The 24997-nt window shown below is 56.0% G+C and carries 24 protein-coding genes and 2 pseudogenes; 5 read left to right on the plus strand and 21 right to left on the minus strand.

What is annotated here, in order from left to right:
* The 4 genes from H5U36_01540 to tkt all read right to left on the minus strand — a co-directional run.
* A partial coding sequence (locus H5U36_01540) for a hypothetical protein (protein ID MBC7216866.1) occupies window positions 1-247 on the minus strand: 247 nt, incomplete at its 3' end.
* A 52-nt stretch (window positions 248-299) separates the two neighbouring features.
* Window positions 300-2558 carry a ComEC/Rec2 family competence protein gene (locus H5U36_01545; GenBank protein MBC7216867.1) on the minus strand — a complete coding sequence of 753 codons (2259 nt, stop codon included), beginning with the start codon at window positions 2556-2558 and terminating at the stop codon, window positions 300-302.
* Window positions 2548-3843, minus strand: a complete 1296-nt coding sequence (locus tag H5U36_01550) for a 6-phosphofructokinase (GenBank protein MBC7216868.1) — start codon at window positions 3841-3843, stop codon at window positions 2548-2550. The genes H5U36_01545 and H5U36_01550 overlap by 11 nt, the downstream gene beginning before the upstream one ends.
* Window positions 3844-3869: 26 nt before the next feature.
* Complete coding sequence (gene tkt, locus H5U36_01555) at window positions 3870-5921, minus strand: transketolase (GenBank protein ID MBC7216869.1); 2052 nt, start codon at window positions 5919-5921, stop codon at window positions 3870-3872.
* 337 nt (window positions 5922-6258) lie between these two features.
* On the opposite strand from tkt, the pseudogene H5U36_01560 reads away from it, so the two are divergent.
* Both H5U36_01560 and H5U36_01565 read left to right on the plus strand, forming a co-directional pair.
* A pseudogene (locus H5U36_01560) lies at window positions 6259-6564 on the plus strand (hypothetical protein).
* Window positions 6565-7380 carry an EamA family transporter gene (locus H5U36_01565; GenBank protein ID MBC7216870.1) on the plus strand — a complete coding sequence of 272 codons (816 nt, stop codon included), beginning with the start codon at window positions 6565-6567 and terminating at the stop codon, window positions 7378-7380.
* On the opposite strand, the gene H5U36_01570 is transcribed toward H5U36_01565, so the two are convergent.
* From H5U36_01570 to H5U36_01585, 4 genes are read right to left on the minus strand one after another with little or no spacing between them, the layout of a single operon-like run.
* The gene (locus H5U36_01570) at window positions 7381-8391 is read right to left on the minus strand and encodes a right-handed parallel beta-helix repeat-containing protein (GenBank protein ID MBC7216871.1); all 1011 of its coding nucleotides are present in this window, start codon (window positions 8389-8391) and stop codon (window positions 7381-7383) included.
* A complete protein-coding gene (locus tag H5U36_01575; protein ID MBC7216872.1) occupies window positions 8333-9748 on the minus strand; it encodes a hypothetical protein in 1416 nt (471 codons plus the stop codon). Before H5U36_01575 ends, H5U36_01570 begins: the two co-directional genes overlap by 59 nt.
* On the minus strand, window positions 9739-10749 hold the full coding sequence (locus H5U36_01580) for a protein phosphatase 2C domain-containing protein (GenBank protein ID MBC7216873.1): 1011 nt from the start codon (window positions 10747-10749) through the stop codon (window positions 9739-9741). Before H5U36_01580 ends, H5U36_01575 begins: the two co-directional genes overlap by 10 nt.
* On the minus strand, window positions 10727-11425 hold the full coding sequence (locus tag H5U36_01585; GenBank protein MBC7216874.1) for a VWA domain-containing protein: 699 nt from the start codon (window positions 11423-11425) through the stop codon (window positions 10727-10729). Before H5U36_01585 ends, H5U36_01580 begins: the two co-directional genes overlap by 23 nt.
* Before the next feature lie 96 nt (window positions 11426-11521).
* Between H5U36_01585 and H5U36_01590 the strand changes: the two genes are divergently transcribed.
* Window positions 11522-12043 carry a folate family ECF transporter S component gene (locus H5U36_01590; protein MBC7216875.1) on the plus strand — a complete coding sequence of 174 codons (522 nt, stop codon included), beginning with the start codon at window positions 11522-11524 and terminating at the stop codon, window positions 12041-12043.
* A 17-nt stretch (window positions 12044-12060) separates the two neighbouring features.
* Here H5U36_01590 and rpe read toward each other — a convergent pair whose 3' ends face one another.
* The 13 genes and pseudogenes from rpe to H5U36_01655 form a co-directional block, all read right to left on the minus strand.
* Window positions 12061-12723, minus strand: coding sequence for a ribulose-phosphate 3-epimerase (gene rpe, locus H5U36_01595; protein MBC7216876.1), 663 nt, complete (start codon window positions 12721-12723; stop codon window positions 12061-12063).
* 5 nt (window positions 12724-12728) lie between these two features.
* On the minus strand, window positions 12729-13754 hold the full coding sequence (locus tag H5U36_01600; protein ID MBC7216877.1) for a galactitol-1-phosphate 5-dehydrogenase: 1026 nt from the start codon (window positions 13752-13754) through the stop codon (window positions 12729-12731).
* The gene (locus tag H5U36_01605) at window positions 13751-14788 is read right to left on the minus strand and encodes an alcohol dehydrogenase catalytic domain-containing protein (protein MBC7216878.1); all 1038 of its coding nucleotides are present in this window, start codon (window positions 14786-14788) and stop codon (window positions 13751-13753) included. Before H5U36_01605 ends, H5U36_01600 begins: the two co-directional genes overlap by 4 nt.
* 15 nt (window positions 14789-14803) lie before the next feature.
* Entirely contained in the window at window positions 14804-15244 is a 441-nt protein-coding gene (locus H5U36_01610) for an OsmC family protein (protein MBC7216879.1), read from the minus strand.
* A gap of 19 nt (window positions 15245-15263) precedes the next feature.
* Complete coding sequence (locus H5U36_01615; GenBank protein ID MBC7216880.1) at window positions 15264-15842, minus strand: hypothetical protein; 579 nt, start codon at window positions 15840-15842, stop codon at window positions 15264-15266.
* Between the two features lie 12 nt (window positions 15843-15854).
* Window positions 15855-16517, minus strand: a complete 663-nt coding sequence (phoU, locus tag H5U36_01620) for a phosphate signaling complex protein PhoU (GenBank protein ID MBC7216881.1) — start codon at window positions 16515-16517, stop codon at window positions 15855-15857.
* A 33-nt stretch (window positions 16518-16550) separates the two neighbouring features.
* The gene (locus tag H5U36_01625) at window positions 16551-17030 is read right to left on the minus strand and encodes a metallophosphoesterase (GenBank protein MBC7216882.1); all 480 of its coding nucleotides are present in this window, start codon (window positions 17028-17030) and stop codon (window positions 16551-16553) included.
* A 12-nt stretch (window positions 17031-17042) separates the two neighbouring features.
* Entirely contained in the window at window positions 17043-17540 is a 498-nt protein-coding gene (locus H5U36_01630; GenBank protein MBC7216883.1) for a nitroreductase family protein, read from the minus strand.
* Window positions 17519-18631: a DUF763 domain-containing protein gene (locus H5U36_01635; GenBank protein MBC7216884.1), complete on the minus strand. Its 1113-nt coding sequence runs from the start codon at window positions 18629-18631 to the stop codon at window positions 17519-17521. Before H5U36_01635 ends, H5U36_01630 begins: the two co-directional genes overlap by 22 nt.
* Before the next feature lie 10 nt (window positions 18632-18641).
* Window positions 18642-19067, minus strand: a pseudogene (locus tag H5U36_01640) (adenosine-specific kinase).
* Window positions 19024-21642 (minus strand): calcium-translocating P-type ATPase, PMCA-type, encoded by a 2619-nt coding sequence (locus tag H5U36_01645; protein ID MBC7216885.1) that lies wholly within the window; start codon window positions 21640-21642, stop codon window positions 19024-19026. Before H5U36_01645 ends, H5U36_01640 begins: the two are co-directional and overlap by 44 nt.
* Window positions 21639-22460: a DUF4032 domain-containing protein gene (locus tag H5U36_01650; protein ID MBC7216886.1), complete on the minus strand. Its 822-nt coding sequence runs from the start codon at window positions 22458-22460 to the stop codon at window positions 21639-21641. The genes H5U36_01645 and H5U36_01650 overlap by 4 nt, the downstream gene beginning before the upstream one ends.
* A 14-nt stretch (window positions 22461-22474) precedes the next feature.
* Window positions 22475-23182, minus strand: a complete 708-nt coding sequence (locus H5U36_01655; protein MBC7216887.1) for a cytochrome c biogenesis protein CcdA — start codon at window positions 23180-23182, stop codon at window positions 22475-22477.
* Window positions 23183-23320: 138 nt separating this feature from the next.
* On the opposite strand from H5U36_01655, the gene nrdR reads away from it, so the two are divergent.
* Window positions 23321-23794, plus strand: a complete 474-nt coding sequence (gene nrdR / locus H5U36_01660) for a transcriptional repressor NrdR (protein ID MBC7216888.1) — start codon at window positions 23321-23323, stop codon at window positions 23792-23794.
* A 3-nt stretch (window positions 23795-23797) separates the two neighbouring features.
* The coding region (locus tag H5U36_01665) for a ribonucleoside triphosphate reductase (GenBank protein ID MBC7216889.1) at window positions 23798-24997 on the plus strand (1200 nt) is incomplete at its 3' end.

A 24997-nucleotide genomic window follows, 5' to 3' on the forward strand; every position in this document is an offset into this window, starting at 1 on the left:
CGGGAGAAATAAGGAAAAAGAAGAACACCCCACCGTACCTGGGTGCCTCTTGTGCTATTTCGAGGATAGCCTCTTCCCTGAGGTCCTCAAGGAAAAGCGCTTCCCTCTCGGGAAAGAGGGAGGGAAGGAGGAGCTCCTCCCTCTTCTTCTCCCACTCTTCCTTTTTCCGAATCCATGAAATCCTTGAGACACCAAGTTTTTCCCGGATTCTGGGAGTGCACACGTCCTGAAAATAGACCCGAGGCACTTGCAGCTCCAAAATGAAAGAATTCCCCCGAATATTCTTCTGCATCCACCTCTCAAATTGTTCTTTTTCCAAACTTCCGCACCCTCCCTCGTCCCAGAATGAGGCAGTACTCCACCGCCCCGTCTCTTACGGTTACAAGGTATGGAATCTTCAGCTCTTCAAGAATGGCAAGCGTGCGCACATCAGGGTGTCCATACGGATTCTCCCCTGCCGAAATGACGGCGAGACGGCAAGAAGAAGCCCGAATGAGAGACTCTAAGGAATCGTGGTAACTCCCATGGTGGGGAAGAACGAGGACCTCGGCCCCGAGGAAAGAAGGACCAAAATCGACAAGCCTCTCGTAGGTTTCTTCCACGTCTCCACAGATAAGGATACGACCATAGGGAGTGTGGAGGCGAAAAACCGCCGCTCTGCCACCCTCTTCGGGGACCGGAAAAACCTCAAGGAACACACCCGGGAAAATCTGCAGGCGTTCAAAGGAGGAAAAGCTATCAGGCGCAAAAAGAGAGGTCTCAGGAAAAGCCTTCTGAAGGGCAGAAACCCCTCCAGCGTGGTCCCCATGATCGTGGGTTAGGAAAATGCCCCGAACCTCTCTAATTCCTCTAAACCGCAGAAACGGCACAAGAATGCTCTCGCCTACATTCCCGTACCCACGAATGACCCCACCGGTATCAACGAAAATACCCAACTCTCCCCTAAAGAAACCACAGGCAAGACCCTGCCCGACGTCAAAGACGAGGAAGCTCATTTCCGGGAACAGGACACTCTCCAAGAGCAACCCTCCAAGGACAAGGGGCACCACAAGGACACAGGGCAACCATTTTCTGGCGAGGAAACTCCAAAGAGCAAGAACCACCACTCCCCATCCGACCATGCCCCAGACCATGGAACGCCCTTCCTGGAAATCGAAAACCCAGTGAGGCACAGAATTTGCAAGAAAAGAGGAAACCGAAAGAAGCGCCCGCAGGAGAAGCCGAAGGAGAAATCCAAGAAACGCTCGTCCCCCAGAAAAAAGTCCCAAAAGAGGGCTCCAGAGGGCAACAAAAAGCGTCCCCTCAACAAGGGGGACAACAAGGAGATTCCCAAGGAAAACGAGGGAGGTAAAGGAGAACCTGTTCCCCACAAGGAAGGGGAAACTCGCCAGGGTGGCAGAAAATGTGGCCCAGAGAATTCCCAAAAAGTACCGGAGAAAAAGAGACCTCCGAGGAATATGCGGAGACAGCAAGGGAATAAGGGTTACCAATCCCGCCGTGGATGCAAAGGAGAGTTGGGCTCCCGGTGCGAAAACAATCTCCGGCTGGAGAAGGAACATGAGGAAAAAGGCGGAGAGCAAAACTCCTGTAGTCGTCACGGTACGGCCAATTCTCCGACTCAAAAGAAAAAGACTTGCCATAATCCAGGCCCTGGTGGCAGAAGCCACAAAACCGCAGAAAACCAAGTACAGGAAGGTAAAGGGGAGGATGAAAAAAATGGCCAAGCGCCGAGGAAAAAGATGTCGAAGCAAGGACCAAACGAGAGTCCCAAGGAGCGCCATGTGAAAGCCCGAGACGCAAAAGAGGTGGTACACTCCCGTCTCCTGAAAGAGGGTGACGTTTTTTTCGAAATCCTCTTCCCTCAACCCAAGAAAGAGAGCCCCAAAGAGAGGAAAGGTCTCCTGAAGTTCCTCTCTGAAGCGCTCAAGGAAAAGGGAACGTTCCCTGGTGGCCCATCGCAGAAAAGAAAACCAAGGGTTCGAGGAAGAAAGCTCAGAGAGGGCCTCTACTTCGAGGTATCCGAAAATTCTCTGCTTCAGGAAAAGGAAACGCAGGTCTCGCCCTCCAGGGTTAGCACAGGAAGGAAAGGTCCGGAAAGTTCCAAGGACTTTTACCTTTCGAAAAAGCAGAGTCGCAAGGTCTCCCCTACCCCCCTTTCCTCGAAGAACCACATTCGGTGAGTACACCGGAAAGCCCCGAATGCGGGTAAGGAGGAAACGCTCACCCTTTGGGACCACATACCCCTCAAGGACAAGGCGCTCTCCATTCCGTTCCCAGAAGAATTTCCCCGGAAGCCCAAAGCCCACCGTAAAAAGAAGAGCACCAAAAAGCCAGAAACCGACGCAGAAAAGGAGAAAGAAGACTCGGGAAGAAAGCAAAACAGCTTGGAGAGCAACGACACCACCAAAAAGAAGGAAAAGAAGAGGGAAAGAAAACCGAAAGCAAGTTCCTCCTAAAAACCCAAGAATCGCAGAGAGAGTGGCCCAAAAAATGGGGTAATGGAGGAAGGAGAGGGGGGAAAGGGTCTTCCTCCCCCCCTCTGGAACCTCAGGAAACAAGGTGTCCGAAACGCTTCTTGAAGGCTTCCACATCCATGCCGGCTACTTTGGCCATGGCGGCCATCATGTCAGGGTTCTCGAGGTCCTCTTTCTCAAGGCGGATCATGTACGACCGGGCAACCTGGTACGCATAGGAGGTAACATCTACAATACGAACACGGGTCCGACCAGTTACAGGATCCATAATCTCGTCGAAGGGGATGGGATTGAGCTTTCCGTTCAAAATACTAATCATGGCTCCTTTCTTTTTCATCTCCTCGCCGTAGGCGCTGTTTGTGAGGTACTCCACAGCTCCGTACCCGAGGTCCCGGGTGTACTCGATATCAAAAGGAATTGGAGGTGCACAGCGGAGCTCATACCCCACATCCTTCGTGACGATGGTGATTTTCTTGCCCCGTTCCCCAAAGCGCCGGGTGATTTCGTTCTTCAGGAGTTCTCCAAGGGGTACCTCAGCAAGGCGGACATGCCCGTGAGGATCCCGGGGAACCGACTTTCCAAGAATCTTCTCAATCTCTTCCACATCCCCAAATTTCAGAGCCACGCCCTCTGCCACAACGGCAATGCCATCGTCCCTTCCAAGAGCCTTTCGTTTAATCATTGCCGCCTCAATAATGTCGCAGACGTCCTCAACGCGGACTTTCCGGTCCCCAAACTCCTCGGGGATGATGGTAAGGGTTGCCCCTGCCGCCTTTCCAGTCCCCAGGGCAAGGTGTCCTGCTGAGCGGCCCATGATGACCACAAAGTACCAGCGGTTCGTGGTCCGGGCATCCTCCATGAGGTTCTTAACGATGCCTGTAGCCACCTCGCGAGCAGTCTGGAAACCGAAAGTCGGCATGTCCCCCGGAAGGGGAAGGTCGTTGTCGATGGTCTTCGGAACGTGGGCAACGAAGAGATTCCCCTGCATGGCCCGAGCTACAATGCTTGCGCTGAAGGCGGTATCATCGCCACCGATGGTGACAAGGTACCCAACGTTGAGGGATTCCATGACCTTTCGAACATTCTCCACCTTAGCCTCATCAATCGTTCCTCCCTTGATGAGGCTATCCCGAGCAGTGCGGAGGATAGAACCCCCCTCAAGATGAATCCGAGAGACACGGGCAATGTCAAGGGGAACGGAATGCACTGCTGGATCGAAGGAAGAACTCGAAATCCACTTGAAACCATCGTAAATGCCCACAACCTCAATGCCTCTTCTGCGAGCCGCAATGGTTACCGAACCAATGACTCCGTTAATGCCAGGTGCTGGACCACCACCAACAAGAATCGCCAGTCTCCTACCCTGCATCACTCCATCCTCCCTTTCACCCAAGTTCACCGCGCAAGTAAATCTCTGGCCTGGGCCAGGAGATTTTCAACGCTGATACCCAACCTCTCGAGGACGAGTTTTCCCGGAGCCGAAGCCCCAAAGCGATCGATGCCGATAACCCTTCCTTCATCTCCCACGTACTTGTACCACCCAAGGGTCGCCCCAGCCTCAATGGCAATGCGCTTTCTTACCCTTCTTGGAAGCACCTCTTCCCTGTAGCTCTCCGGCTGCTCCTCAAAGAGCTCAAAGGAGGGCATGCTGACCACGCGAACCCGAACTCCCTCGGCCACAAGTCTTTCGTAAGCCTCGAGGGCCACATGCACCTCTGAACCTGAGGCGATGATGATGAGCTCAGGATCGCCACCGGAATTATCCGCAAGGATGTACGCACCCTTGCGTAAGCCCTCGGCTTTCCCGTATTTGCTCTGGTCGATGACCGGAACATTCTGTCTTGTGAGAATGAGAGCCACAGGTCCTTTCTGCCACTCAATGGCCACTTTCCAGGCCTCTCGGGTTTCGTTGGCATCGGCTGGACGGATGCACACCATGTTCGGCATGACCCGGAAACTCATGAGGTGCTCAACGGGCTGGTGCGTGGGACCGTCTTCACCGACTCCCACCGAGTCGTGGGTCCACACGTAGATAACCCTGCAGTGGGAAAGGGCGGCAATTCGAACCGCCGGACGCATGTAATCCGAGAAGACAAAAAAGGTCGCCCCAAAGGGAATGAGCCCACCGTGGATGGCAATCCCATTCAGAATGGCACCCATCGCATGTTCCCGCACCCCAAAGGCGATGTTCCGCCCCTCGTACCCAAGGGGTCCATCCACAAGTCCCTGAGTCCCCGGAGTACAAACGTGAGGTGCCTGGAAACTCCCCTTACCCTTGAGAACGGTATTCGTCGAGGGATCAAGATCGGCAGATCCCCCAATGAGAGAGGGAATCCGATCCGCCAGGATGTTCAAGATTTTCCCGCCTACAGAGCGAGTGGCTAAAGCTCCCGCATCCGGTGTAAAAACGGGAAGGTCCTTATCCCAACCTTCCGGGAGCTCACCCCGCATCATCATGGTAAGAGTCCTTGCCTCCTCGGGGTACTCCCGCGCATAGGCCTCAAAGAGCTCCTGCCACTCCTTTTCCTTTTTCTCTCCTTCTGCCACAACCTCCCGCATGTGGGCAAGGACCTCAGGAGGAACGTAGAATTCCTGCTCCAGGGGCCAACTGAAGAACTTCTTCGTCTCTACCACCTCTTCAGGCTTCAGAGGAGCACCGTGGACTTCAAAGGTATCCTGCTTCGGGCTTCCATAGCCAATATGGGTTGTAACCATGATGAGGGAGGGACGTTCAGTGTCCCTTTTCGCTTCCTTAATAGCCCGAGCAATTGCCTCAAGGTCGTTGCCGTCAGGAACCTCAAGAACCTGCCACCCACAGGCAGTAAAGTGGGCTTTAACATCCTCAGTGAAGCAGATTTTCGTCTCTCCTGAAAGACTCACGTGGTTGTTATCGTAGAGGTAGATAAGCTTCCCGAGTTTCAGGTGGCCAGCCAAAGAAGCAGCTTCCTGTGCCACCCCTTCCATGAGGTCACCATCGCTCACCAGAGCATAGGTGTAGTGGTCAATGATTGGGAACCCCGGGCGGTTGAATCGGGCCGCAAGATGGGCCTCCGCAATGGCTACACCCACACCGGTGGCAAAGCCCTGCCCCAAAGGACCAGTCGTCGTCTCTATGCCACAGGCAACGCAACGTTCTGGATGTCCAGGCGTGAGGCTCCCCCACTGGCGGAAATTCTTGAGTTCCTCAAGGCTCATCCTCTCATACCCGCAAAGGTAAAGGAGAGCATAAAGCATTGCCGACCCATGACCTGCAGAGAGGATGAATCGGTCCCGGTTGAACCACTGAGGGTTCTTAGGATTGTGCTTCATGATGCGCCGGAAAAGGACGTAGCCTATCGGGGCAGCCCCAAGCGGTAACCCTGGATGTCCAGATTTTGCTTTCTGAATCGCATCCAGGGCGAGCATACGAATGGTGTTAACTGCCAGTTGTTCCAAAGTTGCTCCCACGCGTTTTTCACTCCTTTCTCCGTTGTCGCCCTCTATTATACCAGTCAAAATCCAAACGCACTGCCTCCCATACCATTATACTTAAGGTGCTGTACGGCAGCTTACGTCGTCAGATATAATTGTCAAAAGGAGGAATAGAATGACCTCGGTAGAACGCCCAAGTGTTGCTCTGCATCATGAGAAGCCAGGTATAGCGCCTCCCAGCATTGGGGTGTGGTTACCGGAATTACCTCGGAGGTACATCGCACTCTCCCCTTCCTTCTCAGAACTCCTGGTTACTACCTCGACATGGTCAAGTATCTCCGCCCACGTGATGTTATGTTCCCAGAAGGACTGGGTGCTCTGTGGGTTTGTGGCCTGCGCCCAGATTGCCCGAACGGCCTGCTTCACCTCCCGAGCGGGGGAAGGATGGGAACTCAAGGCGGTTGTCGCAAGCGTTGTGGGGGGAACGTCCCTTCGGGGCGGCATCGGAAACATGGCGGGGATCTTCATCGGTGCCCTAACCATCTCGGTCATTGAGAATGGACTCGTCGTCATGCGCATTCCGTACTTCTGGACCTATGTGGTTTTTGGTCTCGTCATTCTCTTTTCGGTTCTCTCGAGCATGTACATTGAGAAAAGACAACGGGAAGCACACCGGTAAATGACTCGCCAGAGAGCTATAGCGTACCTTTTTGCTGCCGCTACGCTCTGGAGCCTTGGGGGGCTTTTGATAAAACTCGTCTCCTGGAGCCCTGTGGCGATTGCAGGAGCCCGCAGTGCCATCGCCTGTGGGTTCTTGCTCTGCTTTTTTCGACCGAGGCTACGCCTCTCTCCCTTAGATATCCTCGGAGGCATAGCCTACATGGCCACGGTGGTCCTCTTTGTGCTCGCTAACAAGCTCACCACGGCGTCCAATGCCATTCTCCTCCAGTACGGCGCTCCGGTCTACGTCGCCCTCCTCAGCCAGTGGCTCCTCAGGGAAACTCCCTCCCGCTTTGACTGGATTTCCGTGGGCATGGTCCTTGGGGGAATGGTGCTCTTTTTCCTTGACCGACTGACTCCGGGAAACATGCTCGGGAATTTTGTTGCCATCGGAAGCGGCATTGCTTTTGCCTTTCTCATCGTGATTCTCAGGATGCAGAAGGATGCCGAACCTCTGCAGTCGGTTTTCGTGGGGAACTTCTTCGCCGCTCTCGTGGGTCTACCCTTCTTCTTCAGCGGCTCCCTGGATAGAAGGGGATGGATAGGCCTGGTGCTCCTTGGAACAGTGCAAATCGGACTCTCGTACTTCCTCTATGCCCAGGCCATCCGGAAAGTGAGAGCTCTTGAGGCAAGTCTCATCCTCATGATTGAGCCCATCCTCAATCCCCTCTGGGTCTTCTTAGCTTTGGGAGAATCGCCAGGCCGCTTTGCCCTCCTTGGAGGAGGGGTGATTCTCTTTTCGGTTTCTCTCCGGTACCTCATGGGAAAGAAATGACTACTCTTCAAGGAAGGGGATTCGGTTTTCCTCAAGAACATTTCCCGCTCCCCAGAGAATGTCCTCGCTTCTTGGCCAGACCACACCCACCGGATTTCTGGAAATCCGATTATCTCCGAAGATTCCCTCCGTTCCCCGGAGAAGGCACAATCCACCTGTTGTGCTCTCTGAAATCTCATTGCCCTCGAAGAGACAGAGCCCTCCACACGTTACACCCCAGACATTGGAGAAGAAGCGTGAACGGCGAACCACAAGGACAGACCCTCGTTTGGCCAAAATCCCCTCCCCCCGGTTGCCTACGAAAATCGAGTCCTCCACCACAACAGCAGTCCCCTCTTCAGCAAGAATACCCGCCGCCTCATTCTCGAGGAACACGCAGCGCCGAAAAACTAAAGATGCTTCCCGGGCAGCGACCACTCCGTTCCCCATCCAGCTAAGCTTCTCCCGAATCCCTCCCCGAAAGACACAGCCTTCAAAAACAACCCGGCTCTTCAGGACGACAGCCACATTGCCACTCTTTCTCCCCCGCAGGGAAAAGGTGACGTTTTGGACAAGACCCTCCCCTTCCCCCTCAATACGGAGCACCTCACCCTCCCGGAAAAGGACTGTTCCACTTGCTCCCACAAGGTGAAAGGGTGGGGTAAGGGAAACTTTCTCCTCAAGAAGGTAATCTCCAGGGGCAAGGAGAATTGAGTCACCCCTGGGGAAAAGGGGATGTTCAGGGAACACAGGATGAAAGCCCGAAAAAGAGGGGTTTTCCTTCTCCCCCTCAAGGATGAGCTCGCAATGCTTCTCTTTTCCTCTCCATGCAAAGGCAATTGTCCCCCGGAGTATGCGTTCTTCGGTATCTCCTCGCAGGTGAAAGGAAAAGGGATTCAGAGGGTCCGGGAGGAGAAAGGCAGGATAGGAAAGAATGCGTGCCTTCCGGGGAAGGACGAGGGCGAGACGCCTCTCACCTGGGGGAAGGGCAATCCTTTTCGTTTCTTCCTTTGGGCGAATCACCACATCCATCCTCGTCGACCTCAAGGAGGAATCCTTCAACATCAAGAAGGAGGCGGCGTCGAAGGGGCACCGGTTCCCCCTTCTCCACAGCACACCACTCCCCACCGGGAACAAGAACACGTACCTTCCGGGTGCCCAAGAAGACGTACTGACTATTTCCTTCCTCCCAACGAACCTCCCCCAGAACCTCTTGAGCCTCTCGCCGACCAGAGAGCATCTTCTCCACAATGCGGAACCCATGACCAAGAACGAGTCTCCGCTTTGAGGCACCGTAAACCCCTGCGCCCTTTGCCTCGAAAACGCGAAGGACAAGGGGATGGGGCCAAGACACCGGAGATCCACAAAAAGGGCAGCGCCTGAGAAGGTACGGAAGCCAGTACGGGTAGGGAAAGTACTGGGCGCATCGGCGGCACCGCCAGAGCTCAAAAAAGGAAAAGAAGAGAGCCCGTTCCCACTCCCGGGCTAAAGGTCGACGCTCGGGAGCAAAAAGACCCTCGATGAAACTCCGTTCCACGAGTTCCTGTAAGGAGGGAGGAAGGATACGGTAGCTCAGGACTCCCCGGCGAAAAAGGGGAAACCCAAGCCTTTCCGGGCGATGGCGGAAATCGAAGGGATGTTCGCTGAAAAGGGCCATCCTTCCCCAGCCAAGGCGCTCGTCCTCTTCAGGGTCCTCGGCGTAGCACACCAGAGGCTGCAGGGGGTTGCGGAAAAGAAGGGTGTGGAAGATGAGAACCGAGAGACTATGCCGATCGGTTTTCTGATTGGGTACCTCCCTACCGCAGACAACTTCAGGGGCCATAAAAGGCATCATGCCCGCCACCTGAGGCGGGAGAAACCCCGGGACCACAAGGCCGTCAAGGTCGATGAGCACCGCAAGACCTCTCTTGATGTCCACAAGGAAGTTACTGAAGTGGAGGTCCGCATGGGCACAGCCTTTCCCGTGCAGAGCCGAAACGGTGCGAGCGATGCTGTGGGCAACCTGGAGGTAGTTGAGCCAGTTGGCCCCTCTCTCCACCGCTTCCTTGAACTCCCGGGGACTGAAGATGTAGTCCACGAGTTCCCGAAACGGTGGACGGGGTATGCGCTTTGTGACCACCCCGATTCGTCTCCAGCCATCGAGCTCCTCCACGAGTGCCACCGGCCAGCAGAGGAAATTCGCCTCTTCCCCGAGGTTCTTCCCAAGGGCAAGGACCCGGCGGAGGAGCTCCTCTTTGTCGGGAGGAAGAGCTTGGTCGTGATACACCTTGACCACGAAGTTCCCGCAGCGGCTGAAGTACACCTCCCCCTCGCCGCCAACAAAAACTGGACCTTCGATCTCGAGGCGCTTTGGGACAAAAGGGAAAGGGGAGACCGTAGTCACCCGCACCGGTACACCACCGCAAGAGTCCGATCGTCGAAACTCCCAGGAACTTCATAGGTGCCAAGCCAGAACACCAGGCGCCGGGCTGCCTCCTCGAAACTCGAAGAGGAGCGAATTTCCCGAAGAAGGTCTCGCACGAAACGATCGGTGACATCCTCAGGGGGACCGTAGAGGCAGTCATCGGCAAGACCATCAGTCATGAGAAGGAGAGCCTCAAGGCGGTCCTTTCGAAAGTCGAAAAAGCCCACCCGGCAGTACTCCCTCCAGTCAGGTTGGGTGAGGACGGCTGTTTCGGAGGGATCCTGGCCCTCCTGAAGGCTCAAAAGGAGGCTCTTCCCGCCTCTCTGGACCCCGAGAATTGCTCCATCACCAACGTGGAAGAACATCCCTTTTCTTTCAGCCACGTTGCAAAGGCAGAAAAGAAGGGTTGTGGCAAAGTCGCTCTCTGGTCTTTCCTCTCGCTGGGCAACACCTTGGAGGAAACCACGGGTGTACGCTCCTGCCTCAAGAAGGTACTCCTTGATATCCTCCCAGGGAGGAGGTTCTTCCGAGTCCTCCCCTTCATTCTGGAACCAGCTCAGTACTCCCACCTCGCGCCACCCTTCCGGGAAGGGAAAGCAACCTCCTGCAAAAGATGCGGCACTCCTCCCCCTGAGACGGCGCTTCCGAGAAGAAACATAGGGGAGCTTCGAGAGCACCCAATCGGTGAAAACGCTCACCGCAAGAGTCGCACCCCACACTCCCTTTGGAGCACTCCCGACCCCATCGGCCAAGGCCAGGGCGAGCCAGTCACCTTTCGAGCGCACGAGGAGGCTATCCTCCCGACCTTTCCGCATCTTCCGGTGGAGCCGCCCAACCACACTTCCCCCGACAAAGGCCAGTCCCCCAAGGTCTCCAAAAACGGCAAGCCAATCGGGATGGGTGTTGAAAGAGGAAAGGACCCGATCGCCGGCAACAAACCCCTGCGAAATCCCTCCCACCCCCTCATGGGATGTACTGGAGAACATCTGGAGGAATTGGTATGGGCATTGGCGAGGCTTCCCCCTGGGTTTGAGGACGACTCAGGGTTTTACTCACCGAGCGGACGGTTTGAGAAACCCAGCGGAAGAAAGCGCTGAAGGAAGCGGCATCGGAATCCATCTTAAAACTCGGTCCAATGGCGATTTCTCGAAGCGTCGCCTCATCGATATCCGGTCCACATCCCACCGTGATGACGTTGAGGACTTTCCGTTCCTTTCGAGCAAGGAGTTCCTCTCGGGGTGTGCGCCAGTCATCCGTTGGCTTCCCATCGGTGAGGATGAAAACGAGGGGCTTCCAATCCCCCTTCTCTCCCCCAGGAACAGCTTTTTTCACGTCCCGGTCAAGAGACTCGATGAGGAGCCGAAGCGCCTGCCCAAGGGGTGTATATCCCCCTGCTTCAAGAGGAGGAAGGGAGAGCTGGTCGATGGGGACAAGGCCATGGGTGAGGTTTTCGACCTCTTTCCCAAAGGTGATGACCGAAACCCAAACCGTCTCCCGAGCAAAGGTATCGCTCTCCACCTCCCGTTTGAAAAGGGCCACTCCTTCCTGGAGAGCCTGGATGGGAGCCCCCGCCATACTCCCTGAAGTATCAAGGAGAAGGTACACCGGCAAACGACGTAAACCCTGACTCAAGGCCACATCCATCGTAATGCGCTCTTCCATACCTCCAACCCCCTGGTAAAAGAGATGAAGAATCATGCCATTGCAGGCACCACTCTCGTACGCTACAATAGGCAAAAACGCAAAAGGGGTGGTCCAATGCGCGAGAAAACCCGGGAAATTGCTTTCATAGGGATTCTTGTTGCCATGAGCGTGGTTCTCGCCCGTTTTGCAAGCGTAAGAATCACCATCGGTGGGATTGAGGGAGTACGCATTGGCTTTGGCACCTTTCCCATTATCCTTGCTGGTCTCCTCTTTGGTCCTCTCCTTGGCGCCCTTACCGGAGCCTTAGCCGATGTTATCGGCTTTGCCCTAAGCCCCATGGGACCGTACTTCCCTCACTTCACCCTCAGCGCAGCGCTCTACGGTGTGCTCTCCGGGGTTTTCGGCCACTTCCCCTTTCGTGCCAGAGGTCCTCGCCTCTTCCTTGCAGTGGCCGCTCCTCAGGTGGGTATTGGATGTTTTCTTACGCCGTACTTCCTCCACACCCTCTTTGGAATGCCCTGGAAGGTGCTCCTTGTCCCTCGCCTGGTGAGCACTCCCTTTAACGTCCTCTTCTCCACCCTTCTCCTTCTCAGTCTCTCACGGGTTCCCCTCTTTGCCGCCCTCGGAGAACGGTGAGAAACGCTTCGGGGGGTTCACAGACTCCTGCAGAACTCCCCGAAGCGCCACGCTGCAACCTCAAGGTCCCCCTTTCCCGAGAAAATACTTGAGGTCCCTGCAACAAAAACGTTTGCCCCTGCCTCTCTGAGAGGGCAGACAGTCTCCTCACTGATTCCTCCATCTACGGCAATGTCCACCTCGACACCGAGCTCCTGGGACATCTCTCTGACCTTCCGGACTTTTTCCACCACCTCGGGAACAAACTTCTGCCCCACGAATCCCGGATCCACCGTCATGCAGAGGACAAGGTCAACGTAGGGAAGAAGGTAGCGGAGAAAACCCGGGTCCGTTGCAGGGTTGAGAGCAATGCCGACTTTCTTTCCCAGCTTTTTCACCGCCAAAGCAAGATGGTGGAGCCTTGGATTCCCCTCAGCATGGAAGGTGATGCAGTCTGCCCCAAGCTGGGCAAAGAGCGCAAAGTGAGGCTCAGGGTTCACGACCATGAGGTGGACGTCAAAGGGGAGGGTGGTCTCGGGACGAAGCTTCTTGAGGAGATTCGTTCCAATGGCAAAGTTCGGAACGAATACCCCGTCCATAATGTCGATGTGGAGCATGTCCACTCCGCCCCGTTCGAGTTTCCGTACATCTTCAAGGAGGGCGAGGTAGTTCGCGCAGTCCAAAGAAGCCGAGATTTTCACGCCCCTCACGGGATGAGCACCACCTTCACGTAGGGAATCTTTCGCTCCCGCATTCCCAAAAGGAACGCAGGAGCCTCTTCAAGGCGGATGCGATGAGATATGAGAGGGGCAAAGGACACCCGTCCGGACCCGGCAAGGTCCAGAACCTTTTTCCAGTCCGAATCAAGGAGGGCAAAGCTCGAGTTCCAGCTTCCAAAAATCGTAAGCTCTTTCCGGAGAATCCGCCCAAAGTCCTCCGGGGAAAGGAGAACGTCTCTCTCCTGGTTCCCCAAAAGAATTACTCTTCCCTTTTTCCGGACAAGCTTCAGGGCATCAAGGAGGGCCTGCGAGTTTCCTGAGGCCTCCACCACAAGGTCTATCCCTTCCTTGTCTGCAGGGAAAAAGGAGGGGTAGAGAGTTACGTCAAACCCAACACTTTTTGCAAGAGGGAACTTCCGCTCATCCGTGTCGTACCCGATGAGCCTCCGAACTCCCGAAAGTTTCAGCCAAATTCCCACAAGAAGCCCTACAGGACCGAGCCCAAAAACTGCGGCACTCTCCCCCAGGACCCTGCCAACCTGCCGCACCGCGTGGAGCGCCACTGCCGCCGGTTCTGTGAGAGCCCCTTCTTCAAAGGAAAGGTTATCGGGAAGGGGCAGGAGGTTGGCAACCGGAGCCACCACGTACTCGGCAAAAGCCCCGTTCTGGCGGGAACCAAGGTACCCGTAATCCTCACAGAGCTCGTACTGTCCGAGTTCACAGTGTGAACACCTTCGGCAGGGCAAAAGGGGGTATACGGCGACCCGCTTCCCCACCCATTCGGCGTCGTCTGTACTACCTGTGGCCACAACTTCCCCGGCAAATTCATGCCCGGGAATGAGGGGATAGAAGTAGGCAATGTCTCCGAAGATTCGGGGCAGATCCGAGCCGCACACCCCACAGGCTCGAACCTGGATGAGCGCCTCCTTCTCCCGCGGTTCCGGAAGGGGCACCTCCGCAAGACGCAGGCGGCCTCTTCCTTCAAGCACAAGGGCACGCATTGTCCGAATCAAGGGTTCACCACAACCTTCAACCCCTCGTGAGACTCGGCCACCCGGAAGGCCTCGTGAATCTCCTCCAGGGGGAAATGGTGGGTGATGTACCAGGAGGGATGGACCATGCCCTTTGCCATGACCTGCAGGGCTTTCTTGTGGTGGCGAGGGAGGCTCCCATGAGTCCCCAGGATCATGCATTCCCGGTAGTGGATGAGGTTGCTCGGGATGGAGATGTTCCGGGCATCTTTTGGTAGACCCCCGAAGAAGTTGATGCGTGCCCGGTGACGGGCAAGCCGCAGCGCCATCTCCTGAGCCTCAGGCGAGGCACAGGTAACCATGATGACATCGGCTCCTTCTCCTTCGGTGACCTCAAAGACCTTCGCCTCAAGGTCTGGGTCTGTGGCGAGGAAGTAGTGGTCGGCACCGAAGCGCTTGGCCATCTCTAAGCGGTGTGCCGAGCGCTGGACAACGATGATATTCGTGGCTCCCATAGAGCGACCCATTTCAATCATCATGCACCCGATGGGACCAGCTCCAATGATGAGGAGGGCATCACCAACCCCGAGCATGCTCATCTCAAGGCCGTTGATGGCACAGGCCAGGGGCTCGGCAAGAGAGGCCTCATCGTAGGAGAGGTTTTCCGGTATCCGGTGCACCGCCCCCTGGACGACCGTGAGCGCGTTCAGGAGGATGTACTCGGCGAACCCTCCGGGGAACTGGTACCCGATGGCGTAGTTGATGGCACAGTTTGTCCCCATTCCGTTCTGGCACCAGTAACAGGCTCCGCAGGGAACATCGGCACCAATCGCCACCCGATCGCCAACCCGGAACTTCGTTACCCCAGGACCCACCGCCACAACATCCCCAGCAATCTCATGCCCAATGATTTGAGGAAACCGGACCCGGGGATTTCCGAAGTGGAAGATGCGGATATCAGAACCACAGACTGAGCACGCCCGGACACGAACAAGGACCTCGCCTTCCTTGGGAGAGGGATCGGGAACTTCCCGGACCACGAGGCGATTGAAATCTTCAAGGACCGCAGCGCGCATACGGTACTCCCTTCTTCAGAAACTCTCGATTCTTCCCTCAACCTGGGTGCCATTGCTCAGAACGTCAGACACCGGACACCGCTTCTTGACCTCATCAAGGAGCGCCTTGAGCTCTTCAGGCGAGAGCTTACCGCTCACCTTCATCACGAAGCGAATTGCCAGGAATCCGGGACGGACAAGGTCGTACTGCCCCATAAAGCCCCGGGGATCGAGATCGCCTTCTGCCTCAATGGCAATCTTTTCCACCGGAAGGTTTTTCTCCCGGGCCACGACAGCCGTCACAATTCCCAGGCACCCGATGAGGGCCGCAAGGAGTCCCTCAACAGGATTAGGAGCCGAGTCCTTTCCCCCAAGAGACGGAGGTTCGTCAAAGCTCAGGGAGAAGTTCCGGACCTTGGTGTCAATGCGCAGACCTTCAACCCATTCACCGGAAGCACGAAAAGTCAAAACGCCCATTGTGTTGACCTCCTTTCATTTACGCTCGAGGCATGCAGAGAATCTCTCGCACCTTCAGATTGAAGAAGGAATTCTGGTGGCACGCTCGCAGAAGAAGGGCTGTATCCACACCCTTTGCCTTCCCCCCAAGGGCAATAACGTCCTCTGTGGTGGGAATGGCGCCTGCGTCGGCAGCCATAATGGCGACCTCAACCGCCACCTTAAACCCTTCCGATATGCGGCGGAAGCTCTCCGCGATGATTTCGGGAAGACTCAAACCCCCAAAGCGCTGCCGGAATGACCGGGAAATCCCGCTCAGGGCATGAGACCCCTGCACAACCACCATGCCCATGGACTCAAGGATCACCCGGCGCTCTGGGGGAAGAGAAACCTCGTCCCCTCCCGAGAATCCCGCATGGTACGTGCAAACCACAATTTTCCCCTGGTACCCTTCGCGCCGCGCCATCTCCCCGAGGCGAAGGGCCGTTTCCCCGGAACTTGAGGCCACCACGATGTGGTTGATGCTTCCTTCTTTTGCCCTGCGCAGGGCACAGGCAAGGGCCAAATCGGTATTCTGGGGCCCAGGAGCATCAAAGTACATAATGACCCTCTCTTCCACTTCCCTCACCCCCTACTGGTGGAGCTCAAGCATTTCCCCGGTTTCCATGTAGTAGATACGCTCGGTGATGTTCGTGATGTGGTCGCCAATGCGCTCGAGGTACCGGGCAATCATGAGTACCCAAATGGCCTGGCGGGCAACCCGGGGGTCGGCCTCGATGCTCCGTACCACGTTCTCGTGAATGGTTCGGTAGAGTGCGTCCACCTGGGCATCGGCATCGACGACTTTCTGGACGATGCCCAAGTCTCTTCGCAGGAAAGCGGTAATGGCTTCCTCAAGCATGTGGATGACGATTTCCGCCATTTTCGGAACTTCCACAAAGGGTGGGAACACTGGATTCTCAGCAAGACGAATGCTGAACTTGGCGATGTCGATGGAATAGTCCCCAATCCGTTCCACGTCGGTGATAATCTTGAGAATCGCCGCGATGATACGGAGGTCCTTTGCCACCGGTTGCTGGAGGGCAATCATCCGGAGGCACTTCTCCTCGATTTTGAAGTTGTAGTCGTCCACAACGTCATCCAGGGCGATGACTTCCCGAGCTTTCTCCACATTCTGCTCCTTCAAAGACTCCACCGCCATCTGGAGCATTTTCTCGGCCGCATGAGTCATGCTGACCAGGTCCTCCTGGAGCTCGGTGAGCTGTCGGACGAAATGTTCTCGCAGAATCTCCATACCCAGCCTCCCAAGGAGTTTGCCAATATTAAATCAAATGTCGAGGAGTTTCGCCACCTTTTTCTCGAGGTCGCAAAGGGCAACGGTGGGCCGCCCGCTCAAAAGGCCGCAGACCTCCCCCGGGTTCACAAGGATCGTCTTCCCCTCTTCTTTGATGATTGCCTCATGGGTGTGCCCGTACACCACAAGGTCATAGTGGCCGCTGGCAAAAGCAAGCTTTGCCAGCTGGTAGAAGTGGGAGACGAAAATTCGGTATCCTCTCTCTTCGAGTTCAAGAAAGGGAGCTTTGATCCTTCCTTCTGACTTCTGGAAGATGCCGAGAATCTCCCCATCGTTGTTGCCGAGAACCCCCCACCAGGGAATAGAGAGCTCCGCAAGAACGGCAACCGAGAAGGGGGCCACGTAGTCCCCGGCATGGAGAATGAGTTCTGCCCCCTCCTTCTGCAGAACCTCCAAAGCCTTTCTCAGGAGGGGAAGGTGATCGTGGCTGTCTGAGAGTACCCCAACCTTCATGGTTCCACCCCCTTAGAACTTCTCCCAGTGGAGGACTTCTCGGAGTTCTCGCTTGAAGGCATGGCCCCGTGGCACATCGGCAGGATACCCTATGGCCACAAGGCTCACGAGACGATACCCTTCCGGAACTCCAAGGAGGCGGCGGACATCCTCCGCATAGGCTTTCTTGTCTCCCGCAACCCAGCACGATCCAAGGCCGAGCGCCCAGGCGGCAAGAAGGATGTTCTCGGTTGCCGCACACCCATCCTCGAGGTAGTACTTCGTGTCCTTGCAGAACACCGCCACAAGAACCGGAGCTTCCCGGATGAACTTTCCGTAATCGGTGAGTCGTGCTATTTCCTCGCGCTTTTTTGCGTCCGTCACCACCACAAATTCCCAGGGCTGTAGGTTATTCGCCGAAGGAGCAAGACGGGCGCAGTCGATAATGGTCTCAATTTTCTCCCGTTCCACCGGTTGCGCCTTGAACCGCCGAATTGACCGGTGGGTCCTCAGTGCTTCCAGAGCATCCATCGTCTCTCCTCCCCTCCGCTGAGCAATCGTAACTGCTCGTACATTTTTCTCTTCTCTGAGATTCCGACCTTCATCCGCTCCACCACCTGACCCAGGAAGTCGATGGTGGCATCGTAGGTCCTTCGGTCCACCGGAAAGGGCGTGCCATCCTTCCCTCCATGGGCAAAGGAAAAGCTCACCGGATCGGTGTAACTTGGAGGTGTCCCAAGGACAATTTCTGCAGTCAGCACAAGGGCTCGCAGGGTTTTCTCGCCCACTCCTGGAGCCCCAAGGACCTCAAGGAACTGGGAGGGTTTCTTCTCGCACACTGCGGCAACGGTTTTCTCAATTCGGGAAAGGTCGAAATCCCCTGCTTCTATGCCATGACGTTTCGGGAGAACAAGGTGGCGCAAGGTGCTTTCCATGTACCGCCGGACAACAGGAAATCCCTCCCGGAGCATGGCTACAATCCCCTCCTGGCAGGGTTTGCTCTCCCGAGCCACAAGATTGAGAACCTCCCGCTCCCGAATGCCACAGATGCCGCTGTGGGGCTCACAGGCAAAGTCCAAAACCCGTTCCCCCAACCAGTGGTACCGCCGGGCAAAATGCGTTGCGGGATTCATCCCCTGCTGGACGACCGACCAATTGCCTGAGGCGGTGAAGAAAAAGGCGTGGTGGTAAAGGGTGTACCCATCCTGGATGGCGGTGTTGTCTATTTTGGCGCTGAGGCGGCTACAGGTTACCAAAGCCTCTCCAAAGGAGAGCGAATCCCGGTCGCTGTGGCGAAGAATCTCCTCCGGGGTCTTCTGCGATGTGCCACCCTTTCCTCCGCAGATGTAGAGGCCTAAATCCCGCTCTTTCCCCCGGACAGCCTCTTTCAGCGCCCCGCAGAGGGTTGTGGTGAGGCCACTCGAGTGCCAATCAAACCCCAAAAGACACCCCAAGGACTGGAAGAAAACGGGGTCCGCGATGCGACGGAGGAACTCCTCAGGACCAAAGAGTGCTACAATAGCCTCAATGATGTGTCCACCGAGTCTTTTCATGCGCTCGAAAAGCCATGGAGGGCACTGTCCTCCATGGAGGGGCAAATCGGCAAAGCCACTCCGCCTCATAGCTTGTACCCGATTCTACTCCCTTCGTCTTGAGCCCATCGATCACCCCAAGGACCCCTCTCCCTTGCCCGGTCTCAGCAAGGATGACTTCAATAGGGTTCGCACTGGCACAGAAAATGCGGCAGACCTCAGGAACCATCTTCACCGCGTTGAGGACATTGATTGGGTACCCATCTTTCAGGAAAATAATGAACACGTGTCCTGCAGAAAGGAGAAGAGCGTTTTTCCTTGCAAGCTCCACAAGTTCCTCGTCGTTGCCACTGTAGCGAACAAGGCAGGGGCCCGAGGACTCGCAGAAAGCAAGGCCAAACTTCAGCGTCGGCGAAGATGTGGCAAGGACTTCGTGGAGGTCCTCAACAGTTTTAATGAAATGTGCCTGTCCGAGAATGACGTTATACCCCTTTGGGTTCTCGAGAGCCACGACCTTGAGTTCCATAGGCATCCCTCCTCACAAAGATTTTCCGAAGCTCAAAGCCGATGAAGGAAAGAAGAGAAAAGGCCAGGGCGAACATCCACTGAGGAAAGGTCAAGAAATGGGTATCGAAAACCTTCCGAAGGAAAGGGACGAAAACACTTCCCAGAATAACCACAAGAGAAATGCCGCAGGCTTCAAGGAGGAAAAGGTTCGTCCGAGGGTCGACCCTCCAGGCATTCAGGCGCTCCGAGCGGAAGCTGTACGCCCGCCAGAGTTCCCCAAGGCTCAGGGTGACAAAGGCCACAGTTCGCGCCGTATGGAGCCCCCAGAGACGCAGGCCAAAGAGAAAGGCCAGAACAACCGCCAGGGTGATGAGGGAAGCCCCAAAGAGGATGGTCCGCATGTAGAAGGGGGTGATAATGCCCTCCTGAGGGTGGCGGGGACGACGGAGCATGAGATCAGGCTCTGGTGCTTCCATCCCCAAAGCCAGAGCCGGAAGCCCATCGGTAACGAGGTTCACAAGGAGAATCTGCACCGGGACAAGGGGCCGCGCCAATCCAAGGAGAATCGGTACAAACACCGCACCGATTTCCCCGAGGTTGCAGGAGAGAAGGTACACCACGAATTTGCGGATGTTGTCGAAGATGACCCTTCCTTCCCGTATTGCCCGCACGATGGTGGCGAAGTTATCGTCGGCAAGAACCATATCGGCAACCTCTTTGGTTACATCTGTCCCCGTGATCCCCATGGCGATACCGATATCGGCTTTTTTTAAGGCCGGTGCATCGTTCACTCCGTCCCCAGTCATCGCCACCACTTCACCGCTTTCCTGGAGGGCCTCAACGATGCGGAGCTTCTGCTCCGGCCAGACCCGGGCAAAAACCCGAATCTTTTTGACCCGCTTTTTGAGCTCTTCCTGAGAAATGCGCTCGAGATCTTGTCCGGTGAGAACCTCATCCCCCGGCTCAAGCATCCCGAGTTCCCTTGCGATAGCCGAAGCAGTGAGGGCGCTGTCACCGGTAATCATGACCGTTGTGATACCGGCTCTTTTGGCCTCCGCAAGGGCTCCGTAGACCTCTTTCCGTGGAGGGTCCATCATGCCAAGAAGCCCCACAAAGACAAGATCCCTCTCCACCTCTTCAGAAAGGGTTCCATCAGGGAGCACCCGGAAGGCGAAGGCGAGCACCCGCAGGGCCTCCTGCGCCATGGCTTCCTGCTCTTGGCGAATTCGCTTTTTCTCCTCTTCCCCAAGGGGGAGGATTTGCCCTCCTACCTCGTAGAACGAGCACCGCTCAAGGAGAATCTCCGGAGCCCCCTTGGTGAAGAGAACGTGCTGTCCATCTATAGAGTGGAGAGTGGACATCCGTTTCCGTTGCGAGTCGAAGGGAATCTCGTCACGGCGCGGGTACATGGTGCGCCACTTCTGCCAGGGAAACCCTTGCTCTCTGGCGTACGCAAGGAGAGCAATCTCGGTGGGGTCTCCGGAACGCTCGTTGTCCCCCTCCCCAAGGAAGGCATCGTTGCAGAGGGTGGCAATCGCAAGAAGGCGCTCCATACTGCCCTCTCCAAAGGTCCAAGCCCTTCGAACGGCCATGCGGTTTTCCGTCAGGGTTCCCGTTTTGTCCGTACAGATGTACGTCGTGCACCCCAAGGTCTCAACTGCCGGAAGTCTTCGAACGATGGCGTTGTGCTTGCTCATCCGAAAGACCCCCAAAGCGAGCACCACCGTCACAACCGCCGGCAACCCTTCGGGAATCGCCGCCACTGCAAGGCTCACCGCCGTCATGAACATCTCAAAGGGCGGCTCACCCCGAACAAAGCCGATGAGGAAAACAAAAGCGCAAATCCCTATGGTGAGGAATCCAAGGAGCTTCCCCAATCCAGCCAGGCGCTTCTGAAGGGGGGTTACGGTCTCCTCTTCCTCCTCAAGGAGTGAGGCAATCCGCCCGATTTCCCGCTCCATCCCTGTGGCCACAACGATGCCCTTCCCCCGCCCGTACGTGACCACCGTTCCCGCAAAGGCCATGTTCACCCTTTCAGGGAGAGGTGCATCCTCAGGAAGGACCTGGGGGTCCTTCTCCACCGGAACTGACTCCCCCGTGAGGCTTGCCTCATCGATTCGGAGGGCCTTGGCCTCGAAAAGGCGCAGGTCTGCCGGGACAATGTCTCCCTCGTGGAGCACTACAATGTCCCCGGGAACAAGGAGCTCTGTACGGAGCCTCTTTGGGGTTCCCGAACGAATGACCTCGCACTCTGGGATGCTCATCCGCCTCAAGGCCTCCAGGGCCTTCCCTGCCCGGTACTCCTGGAAGACCCCCAAGCAGGCGTTCACGACAAGAATGGCAATGATAACCAGGGCATCGGTGGTTTCTCCAAGAATAAGAGAAATAGCCGCTGCTCCAAGGAGGATGAGGACGAGGAAATCCCGGAACTGCTCAAAGAACATGGCCACAATGCCCTTTTTCTTCTTCTCGGCAAGGACGTTAGGTCCGTACGTGCGGAGACGGCGTTCCGCCTCCTCCTGGGAAAGGCCAGAAACTAAGTCTGTCCCCAGGGATGAAGCAACTTCCTGAGCAGAAAGGGCATGCCATTTCATTCTCTCTTGAGCCACGGCAGAACCTCCTCAAGGAGTCCCCCAACCCGTTGCATGAAACCCCTCTTCTCCTCTCCGAGACCGTCCTTTTTCCCAACGATTTCGGCCACGAACCCCTCAAGGGCCGCATCAAAGCCGATATCGTAGCCTTCTTTTTGACTACGGTACCACTTGTAGTCCATGATGTAGGCGAAAATATCCGCCAGACTCTTTCCGGGGAAAGCCTCCTCAAGACCTTTTTCGACAATAGCCTGGACTGCGGGAGTGTACACGCAGAGGAACCAGTTGAGCGCCGCCTCCTTGAGGGGAACCTTCCTTCCTAAGAAAAGCTCCATGCGCTGGGCATAGTCTTTGATGTAGTTGAGGAAAGAGTCGTAGTGTCGAGGCTCACTGGCATCGATACCCTTGAGGCCGGTGAGATTCTCGAACTCCATTCTCTTTGCCCGGAGCGTCTTGCTCTCCCGGCGTTCCGAAGGAAAGAACTCTATGACTTCCGCGTCGATGAACTCCATGCCAAGTTCCTTTGCCACCGCCACCCGGTGGTTCCCATCAAGGACGTAGTACTCATCCCCCACTTTGTACACGATGATTGGGGGAAGAATCTCCCCCCGCTCCATGGCCCTTCGAATGCGATAGTACCGTACATCAGGGTTGCGGAGCCGAAAACCTGGGAGGAGATCCGCAGCCCTTCCCACACTCCCAACAATGCGTTCCACGGGAATGGGATGAATCCCCCGGTACACCCGAGAGGAGAGGTTGAGCTTTTTTGAAATATCCCCAAAAGCCTTGATCGGCTCGTTTCCCCTTTTTGTCAGTGGCACCGTGCTTCAACTCCTTACCGAGAAAGCCATGCTTCAGGATTAAACGATCCAAAAAGGCTCAAGAGCACGTTCATCTTCCCGGAAAGAAGAACAACCCCTAAACCTATAAGGAGAAGACCGCTCACGAGTTCCACCACTCGTCCCCGCTTCTGGACCCGGCGGAGGATTCCGGTCGCCCACCCAAAGGAGGCCCCCAGGAACACAAAAGGCAGGGCAAGCCCCAGGGCGTACACGAAAAGGAGAAATCCCCCTTCCCAAACCTTCCCAAGAGCCGAAACGTAAAGGAGAATGGACCCAAGCACCGGACCAACACAGGGGGTCCATCCAAGGCCAAAAGAGACGCCGAGAAAGAAGCTCCGAAGCAATCCGAACGACGCAGCAAGATGCACCCGCCGTTCTGCGTAAAGGGCCCGGATTTTCACAATCCCCATAACCTGGAGCCCGAAGAGAACAATAATAGCCCCTGCAATGCGATTGAACCAGGCTCGGTACCCAAAGAGGAATCCTCCCGCAAGAGAAGCCCCCACACCCATGAAGACAAAAACTCCCGTGAAACCAAGGACAAAGAGCACCGTATGGAGGATGGTCTTTTTTCGGCTCTCCTGTAAGGTTCCCACTCCGGCAACGTATCCGAGGTACGCTGGGGCAATGGCCAGAACACATGGAGAGAGAAAGGATAGGACTCCAGCTGCAAAACTTACAAGGACATTGAGTTCAGTCACCAGCATCACTCCTTTGTTCTCAAGAATTATACCTTTTTTTGCCGAGAGACCAAATACCCCTTGCGGAATTCCCGGCCTCCGTGTATACTATATTTAGTGTTTTATGGTGAATAAAAATACTACATATTGGTGAGAGGGATGCGCTGTCCGTACTGTGGAGCGGAGGACTCCAAAGTCATCGATTCTCGGGAGATTGAGGGTGGAACGGAGGTTCGGCGCCGGAGGGAATGCCCCTCGTGTCACCGGCGCTTCACGACTTACGAGCGGTATGAGCGGAAGCCCCTGCGAGTCATCAAAAAAAACGGGACCCGGGAGCTCTTCGACCGGAAAAAGATTCTGAACGGCCTCTTGAAGGCCTGCGAGAAACGTCCGGTATCCCTCGAAGAGCTTGAGCGTCTGGTGGACGACATCGAGCGGGAGCTCCAGGAAGAAGGGTACGAAGAGGTCCCTTCCTCTCGTATCGGCGAAAAGGTTATGGAGAAACTCAAGAAAGTCGACCAGGTGGCGTACGTTCGCTTCGCCTCGGTGTACCGGGAATTCCGGGATATTGACCAGTTTATGGACATTGTGCTCTCCCTGAGCAGAGAGCAAAATGTGTCAAGGGAGGAATAGAGCATGAAGGATGTCACGAACTTTCTCGCTCCTCGGGAAGTGCGTAAAAGAGATGGGCGGATTGTTCCTTTCGACCGGCAACGGATTGAGCGAGCCATCTACAAGGCCTTCCAGGCAGTCGGTGAGGAGAACGAAGACGTTCCCCGGGAACTCAGCATCAGCGTAACCCGGAAACTCTTCGAGAAGTTCGGAGAGAACTCCATAGTGGACATCGAGACCATCCAGGACGTGGTCGAAGAGACACTCATTGAAAACGGATTCGCCAAAGTTGCCAAGGCATACATCCTCTACCGCCGGATGCGTCAGGAGGCTCGGGAAGCCCTCAAGGTGGTCGTGGACGTGGAAAAAATCGTTCAGGAGTACCTCCTCAAGGCCGACTGGAGGACCCAGGAGAACTCCAACACCACCTACTCGTACCCGGGTCTTGTCCTCCATGTAGCAGGGTCCGTCATGGCCCACTACACCTTAAACCACATCTACCCTGACGAGGTCAAAGAGGCACACATGAACGGAGACATCCACATCCATGACCTCTCCTATGGCCTTGCCGGGTACTGTGCGGGATGGTCCCTTGAGGAGCTCATCCGAGAAGGCTTTGGCGGGGTCAAGGACAAAATCGCCGCCGGACCTGCCAAGCACCTCTCAGCGCTCACCGGGCAGATGGTGAACTTCCTCGGGACCATGCAGATGGAGTTCGCCGGGGCCCAGGCTTTCAACTCCGTCGATACGTACCTTGCCCCCTTTGTCCGGTACGACCGCCTCTCGTACCCGGCCGTGAAGCAGCTCATCCAGCAGATGGTCTTTGCCATGAACGTCCCGTCCCGATGGGGGAGCCAGGCACCCTTCATCAACTTCTCCTTCGACTGGATTGTGCCCGAGGACATGAAGGACCGCCCCGTCATCATCGGTGGAGAGGAACGGCCGGACCTTGGAACCTACGGGGACTACCAGGAAGAAATGGACATGATCAACCGTGCTTTCCTTGAGGTTATGCTTGAGGGTGATTACGAAGGAAGGGTCTTCTCCTTCCCCATCCCCACCTACAACATCACCCCCGATTTCCCCTGGGATTCCGAAAACGCCCGGCTCCTCTTTGAGCTCACTGCCAAGTACGGCGTCCCCTACTTCCAGAACTTCATCTCGAGTTCCCTGCGCCCTGGGGATGTGCGCTCCATGTGCTGCCGCCTGCAGCTTGATCTGCGG

Source organism: Candidatus Caldatribacterium sp., assembly GCA_014359405.1.
Lineage (GTDB): Bacteria > Atribacterota > Atribacteria > Atribacterales > Caldatribacteriaceae > Caldatribacterium > Caldatribacterium oleiphilum.